This window comes from Streptomyces viridiviolaceus, from assembly GCF_014650995.1.
GTDB lineage: Bacteria > Actinomycetota > Actinomycetes > Streptomycetales > Streptomycetaceae > Streptomyces > Streptomyces viridiviolaceus.
Window position 1 is genome coordinate 1 of the sequence record NZ_BMWA01000067.1, and the last position, 6,285, is coordinate 6,285.

At 76.9% G+C, this 6,285-nt stretch carries 5 protein-coding genes and 2 pseudogenes; 3 read left to right on the plus strand and 4 right to left on the minus strand.

Going from position 1 to position 6,285, the window contains the following annotated elements:
- Positions 1–99: pseudogene (locus IE260_RS40735) on the plus strand (dihydrofolate reductase family protein); the annotation flags it as partial.
- Between the two features lie 432 nt (positions 100–531).
- Here the strand turns inward: IE260_RS40735 and IE260_RS40740 are convergent.
- A complete protein-coding gene (locus IE260_RS40740; RefSeq protein ID WP_229881850.1) occupies positions 532–1,536 on the minus strand; it encodes an Acg family FMN-binding oxidoreductase in 1,005 nt (334 codons plus the stop codon).
- 644 nt (positions 1,537–2,180) lie between these two features.
- On the opposite strand from IE260_RS40740, the gene IE260_RS40745 reads away from it, so the two are divergent.
- A complete protein-coding gene (locus tag IE260_RS40745; RefSeq protein ID WP_189880979.1) occupies positions 2,181–2,789 on the plus strand; it encodes a GPP34 family phosphoprotein in 609 nt (202 codons plus the stop codon).
- 135 nt (positions 2,790–2,924) lie between these two features.
- Here the strand turns inward: IE260_RS40745 and IE260_RS40750 are convergent, their stop codons facing one another.
- Positions 2,925–4,199, minus strand: a complete 1,275-nt coding sequence (locus IE260_RS40750) for an MFS transporter (RefSeq protein ID WP_189880980.1) — start codon at positions 4,197–4,199, stop codon at positions 2,925–2,927.
- 157 nt (positions 4,200–4,356) lie between these two features.
- Here IE260_RS40750 and IE260_RS40755 point away from each other — a divergent pair, with 157 nt between their 5' ends.
- Positions 4,357–5,292 (plus strand): LysR family transcriptional regulator, encoded by a 936-nt coding sequence (locus tag IE260_RS40755; protein ID WP_189880981.1) that lies wholly within the window; start codon positions 4,357–4,359, stop codon positions 5,290–5,292.
- A 378-nt stretch (positions 5,293–5,670) separates the two neighbouring features.
- On the opposite strand, the gene IE260_RS40760 is transcribed toward IE260_RS40755, so the two are convergent.
- Entirely contained in the window at positions 5,671–5,895 is a 225-nt protein-coding gene (locus tag IE260_RS40760; protein WP_189880982.1) for a hypothetical protein, read from the minus strand.
- Between the two features lie 177 nt (positions 5,896–6,072).
- Positions 6,073–6,285, minus strand: a pseudogene (locus tag IE260_RS40765) (hypothetical protein); the annotation flags it as partial.

A 6,285-nucleotide genomic window follows, 5' to 3' on the forward strand; every position in this document is an offset into this window, starting at 1 on the left:
CGCCTGTGGGAATCGCCCGACGAGCTGCTCGACCGGTTCCACCTCGAGGTCGTGCCCAGCCCCAGCGGCGTGACGCACCATCTGTTCTGGCGAAAGTGATGCCAGGGCTCCCCCGGACCTCCCGGCACGGCCGAGGCGAGCGCTTGGGCGCATGACCGCATGGTGGTGGGCGAGCCGCCGGGACGGACCCACGGTGCCCGCCCACAGCCGTCAGCCGGTTGACGAGGGCGGCGGACCTGCCCGGCCGGCGGCCCCGGCGGGGCCGCCGGCCGGTGCTGAACGGACGTGGCGCGGCGGCTGCGGGCCGGGGCGCTGTGGGATCTGCCCGGGCGCCGCGACCCGGTGGCAAACCGGCCGGGGGCGTTCCGCCCGCCGGGCGGGCGGACCGGCTCACGGCGGCGCGGTATCCGGGCGGCCAGGCCGGCCGGATACCGCGCCGGGCGCCCGTGACCGGGCCCGGCACGGCCGCCGGGTCCTCGGTCACGGGCCCGCCACGGCCGTCGGTGCGCTGCGCATCCGGTGGCGACCGTCTCACGAGTTCGGTGTCCCCTGCTCGATGTCCAGCACCTCCAGGACCGGCCGCCGGGGGGTCGCGGGGCCCGGGGGCCCGTACCCGAGGCGCAGGACCATCTGCACCTGCCCGGTGCCGGTCACCGGGTCGCGCAGGGGCCAGCGCAGGTCGGCCCATTCCAGGGCCTGGGTGGCGAAGGAGCCGGCCAGCCCGTGCAGGGTGGCCAGCAGCAGGACGCGTTCCATCGCCTGGCCGGCGCGCAGCCAGTCCTGCGGACGGTCGCCCTCCGTGCTGAGCAGGGCCAGGTGAGGGTGGTGCTCGAACTCGGCGGCGGTGCGGCCTGCCACCGGCCGATCGCCGGCGAAGTCGCGCATCGGTGCCCGCCCGCCGAGCTTGCGCGGGCCGAAGGCGTACAGCGGGACTCCTTCGGTCTCCGTGTCCGAGAACGGGATGCCGCCGTGGGTCCACTGCGCCAGGTCCCTGGTCCTGCCGGGGTCGGTGACGGTGCGGGCCTCGGCCTCCCGGGCCAGCTCCAGCACTTCGTCCAGATGCCACCCGGTGGGGAAGGTCAGCGAGGCTCCTTCGTCGCGGGCGGCGTCTGCCAGCGCGGTCTGTACGGCTTCGGGTATTTCCGTTTCCTCGAACGGGTACCGGCTCGTGTGCCGCCGGTGAACGGCCGGATACAGCACGCCGAGCCCGCTCGTGCCGCCCAGGGCGGTCAGCTGCACGCAGGCGAGCAGCTCGGCATCCCGCGGGTCGGGCAGCAGGCGGGTCTGCGGATGCCAGCCGCCGTGCACGGCCGCGACCCGCAGGTTCATCAGAGCGGCGCCGCAGCCGATGTGCAGGGCCCGGCCATGGGGGTCGGTGTGCGTCACGGCGCGCTCCATCTGCGCGCGCAGGTGGAAGGTGCGGCTGCCCTGGAAGTAGCGGAACCGCCACGGCTGCGCGTTGTGCAGCGACGGTGCGGCCGTGGCGTCATGGACCAGGCCCGCCACCCATTCCTCATAGGACGGTCGTGCTGACACCCTCGCCCTCCCTCCGGAGCCGAGGGGCCCTGTGGGCAGGTCCCTCTTCCGGCTGCCCCCACGTCCAGGCTGCCACCGCGCGCTGCGGCACGGCCAGGGGGCCCACGGCGGTGCCGGTCACTGCCCGTACGGGGACGCGGCCGTGGCCCGCGGCGCAGGCGGTGAACACCTCCGTCGGCGATGCGCCGGGGCGCGGGGAACGCAGCTGCGGCACGGCAGCGAGGCCGTGCCGGAGCGCCGGAGAGCACGGCCGCGGCGGCCGCACCCCGAGCTGGGACGCGGCGGGAGGAGGAGCGGTCACGGTGGTGCCGGCCGGGGGCCGGGCGCACGAGCAGTCTTTTGCTCGGCGGACAGGATCGTGCGCGCCGGCAGCCGACGGGCAGAAACCGCTCCGGCTCAGCAGCCGGGCCTGCCGCCTCCCGCGGCGGTCCGGCCGCCCAGGGGTGCGACGGCCGCTCGGGCGGAGCGCGCCCGGCAGCCCGGCGCCGGGCGGCCTGTTCCCCGCCCGTCGACGGGCTGCCGGGCGTCACGTGCCGGGAGTGCACGACTTCTGGTCGTGCGGAGGCAGGCCGTAGGCTGGGGGTTCACTTCGGTTCCGGCCGCAGGCGGCCGGCTCGCCCGGTCCGCACGATGTGAGGTCCTTCATGACCACCGCACGAAACCTTCTCCTGGTCGTCCTGGACGAGGACCGCGGCCGGGCCGTGAGTTCCGGCGACCTGTCGCTGGCGCTGGCCGGGGCCGAGCTCGTCGACCTGCTCGGGGCCGGTGCACTCGCTCTGCGCGCGGACCGCATCGTGCCCGGCGCGGGTGTTGCCGCCCCGGCCGACCGGCTCCTGGCGCAGGCTTACGCCTCGTTGAAGCGGCAGGCGCCGTACGAGCCGGTCGGTGACTGGCTGTGGCGCAGAGGCGATGCGCTGGCCGCGGCGTACGTCGCGGCCCTGGAGGAGGAGGGCTCGCTCACCCGGCGGCGCCGTCGCGGGCGCCCCTTCGCAGCCGGTGAGCCGGTCCCGGCGGATTCGCCCGCCCGCCGCCGGGCGGCCGAGCTGTGGTCCCGCGCCGACCCGGTCCTGGTGAGCCTCGCGGAAGGGGTGGGCGTCCACAACGACCAGGCGGCCGGGCCCGTCGAGGCAGCCGACGACTCGGTGACGCTCGTCCTGGCCGCCGTCGGCGACGCGCTGCTGGAGCTGGAGGGCGAACGGCAACGGCGCACCATCGAGCAGGCGGCGTTCGACAACGTATGGCGCGTCCCCTGACGAGTACGGCCCGCCGGGTGCCGGTGAGCCGGCCCGCAGCCGCCGCGCGGCTGCGGGCGTCGTGGAGTCCGGCGCCCGCAGCGGCGCAGCGGAAAGGGCCGCGCCGGGCCGCACCTTGACGGCCGGGGCGGCCTGTCAGGGGCGGCCCGGTGCCGGTTCCGGGGGTGGTGCCGGCGTGCGGCGGGGCAGCAGCAGCGGGGTCGCCAGCAGCAGCGCGCCGGCCAGGCCGATGGCCGTACGGGGGCCGAGCAGGCTGCCCAGTACGCCCCAGAGGGCCGTCAGGAGCGCGGTGGCGGTCCTGGTCGTCACCGCCCAGGCGGTCAGCGTGCGGGTGACCCGGTCGGTCGCGGTGCGTTCCAGGCGGCAGGTGGCGCAGACGGGGTTGAAGATGCCGCAGCACAGGATGAGCCCGAGTTCGACGCCCGTCACCAGCAGCAGACCTGCGGTGCCCGGCCCCGGGAAGGCCAGGCCCAGGGGCCAGAGCGCGCGCAGCGCGCCGGCCGTGACCAGGACCTGGTGCTGCCCGAACCGGGCGACGAGCGGCCGGGCCAGTCTGGAGCCGAGCAGCCCGCCGACCGAGGGGGCGGCGAAGGCCAGGCCGTACTGCCATGGCGCGAATTGGAGCGGGCCGAGCATCAGGACGGCCAGCAGCGGCTGGGTGGCCATCAGCAGGCTGTTGAACAAGGCGGTGTTGAGCAGCAGCGGGCGCAGCGTGGCGTCGGCCAGGATGTAGCGCCAGCCGTCGAGCAGGTCGGCCGCCCGCATGCGGGCGGCCGGGCGGCGCCCGGGCCGCGGTTCGTGGCCGCCCGTCGCGCGGATGCCCAGGGCCGACAGCAGGTAGCTGACCGCGTCGGCCGCCACCGTCGCCACCGGGCCGAGGAGCCCGGTCGCCGCGCCGCCCAGCGGCGGTCCGACGACCGTGGCCGTCCAGGCCGTGGACTCCAGCCGGGCGCCTGCGGCGAGCAGGTCCCCGGCCGGCACCAGCGTCTTCAGGTAGGCGCCGCCGGCGGCGCGGAAGGTGATGTCGGCGGCCGCGACGACGACCGAGACCAGCAGGAGCTGCAGGAAGGTGAGCGCGCCGAGCGCGAAGGCGGCGGGGACGGTCAGCAGCGCCGCGGCCCGCACCAGGTCCATCGCGATCAGCACGGGCCGTTTCCGGCGGAACTCCACCCAGGGGCCGAGCGGCAGCGCCGCGGCCGCGCCCGCCGCCGTGCCCGCCGAGGCGAGCGCGGCGACCTCGGCGGGTCCGGCGTGCAGCACCTGGACGGCGATCAGCGGGAAGGCGCCGAAGGCCAGCCAGGTGCCGAGCTCGCTGGTCCCGTACGCCGCCCACAGCCAGCCGAACCGCCGCCCCAGCCCGTGTCCGGGCCGCTGCCCCAGCCGGTGTCCGGGCCGCTGCCCGCTCCTCATGCCTGATGCTCCTCCCCCGCTCAGCCGCACAGCCGGTCCGCGATCGCAGGCATCCCGGTCCGCGATCAGAAAGCATCCAAGCGAGCACCCCGACCGGGATCAAACAACCGCAGGACCACCCGGCCACAACCAACGGTTGTGGCCCTAGGGTGCCGGCATGGACCTCGACACCGTCCGGACCTTCGTCGCCGCCGCCGACGCGGGGCAGTTCCAGGGGGCCGCCGCCGAGCTGGCCCTCACCCAGCAGGCCGTCTCCAAGCGCATCGCCGCGCTGGAGCGCAGCCTGGGTGTGCGGCTGTTCACCCGCACCGCGCGCGGCGCCGAGCTCACCATCGACGGGCAGGCGTTCCTGCCGCACGCGCGGGAGCTGCTGCGCGTCGCCGAGCGGGCGGCCGCATCCGTGCGCACCGGCCGGCGTCCGCTGCGCGTGGACGTGATCGCCTCGCGCGGCGCGCCGTCGGGTCTGATGCGCGGCTTCCACCGCGCGCACCCGGAGATCGAGCTCGACGTGATGATGCTGTTCGGCATCGACACGGCTGTCGCCGCCGTCCGGTCCGGCGCGATCGACGCGTCCTTCCGCGCCGTCGGCATGCCCGGCCGGCCCCTGCCCGAGGACATCGAGTCGGTCCGGGTGCTCGACGAGCCGCTCCAGCTGCTCACCGGCCCCGCCCACGCGCTGGCGTCCGCCCGGTCGGTGACCCTCGCTGAGCTCGCCGGGCACCGGATCTGGATGCCCGGCCTCGTCCCCGGTACCGAGTGGGCCGCCTACTACGACGGCCTCGCCGCCGAGTTCGGCCTCACCATCGAGGCGACCGGCCCCAACTTCGGCTCCGACGCGCTGCTCGACACCGTCGCCGACACCCCGGCGCTGGCCACCTTCATGGGCGAGCAGACCCGCCTGGTCTGGCCCGCCGGCCACGGCCTGCGCCGTATCCCGGTGACCGGCCCGACGCCGGTCTACCCGCACTCGCTCCTGTGGCACCGCGACCATCCCCACCCCGCGCTGGCCACCCTGCGCGCCCATCTCGGCGCCGCAGCGTCCGGCCACGACGCCGCCGGGACCTGGACGCCGGGCTGGGTGACTGCGCGCTGAACGCCGCCGGGTCTTCGGCCGCCGCGGCCGGGCCGGGGACGGCGGCCCACGGGCCCGGGGGCGTGGGGGCGTGGGGGCCCGGGGGCATGGGGGCTGGTGGGACGCTGCGGGTATGGCCAGGTGGACCCACGACCACGAGCACCCGGGCACCGGCTGCCCGGTCTGCACCCGGCTCATCCGCCTCGTTCTCGTCGGCCCGCCTCTCCTGGTCCTGGCCTGGCCGTGCTCTGCACCCTCATCAGGGGCTGACCCGCAGGCCTGGACGAGCACCCGGTCCGGGCCGGGATCCGGAGCACCGCCTGCCGGCGGTGCCGGGGCCGGGGAGGGGCGCGGAGGAAGGCGTCGGCGGCCCCCGCGGACGGTGAGGGCCTCCCCGGGTCAGGCGGTGAGGTGGGGCGGTTCGGTGCCGGCGCGGCCGCCGGCTCCCAGGATCCGCCGCGGGGCCGGTGCCTGCGCCGGGTGCGGCCCGAGCACTCCACGGGCCCGCAGCGCGCCGACGTCGGGGAGGCCGACCGCGGGCAGGGAGCCGAGCAGGTCGGCCTGGGCGGCGCGGATCTGCGCGGGGGCCTGGGGGCCGGTGCCAAGGGTGCGGCGCACTGTCACGCGAGCATCGTACGGGCAGCCCGCCACGGCCGGCCGGAAGTCCTCTCCCCCGGGCTTGGGTGCCGGGGCAGGGGCGCTGCCGGCCGGGCGGCGGAGAGGCGGGGTCCTGGTGACGGTCTCCGCCGGCCCGGCCGGCGGGGATCCCCCTCTCATCCCGCCTGGTCAGGGTGAGGGTGGTCAGCAGGCGCGGCGGAAGACGGCGGCGGGGCCGATGACGCCGGGCCCGAACTTGTCGCGGACCCGGTCGACGGCCGTCTCCGCCACCAGCCGGGCCTCGCGGGCGGTGTCGAGGCTGATCTGCTCGGCGACCTGGCCGGCGTCCACCAGGTCCCCGGCCGTCAGGACGATGCCGGTGAGCCGGCCGCGCTGCAGGCCGGCGGCGTCGGTCAG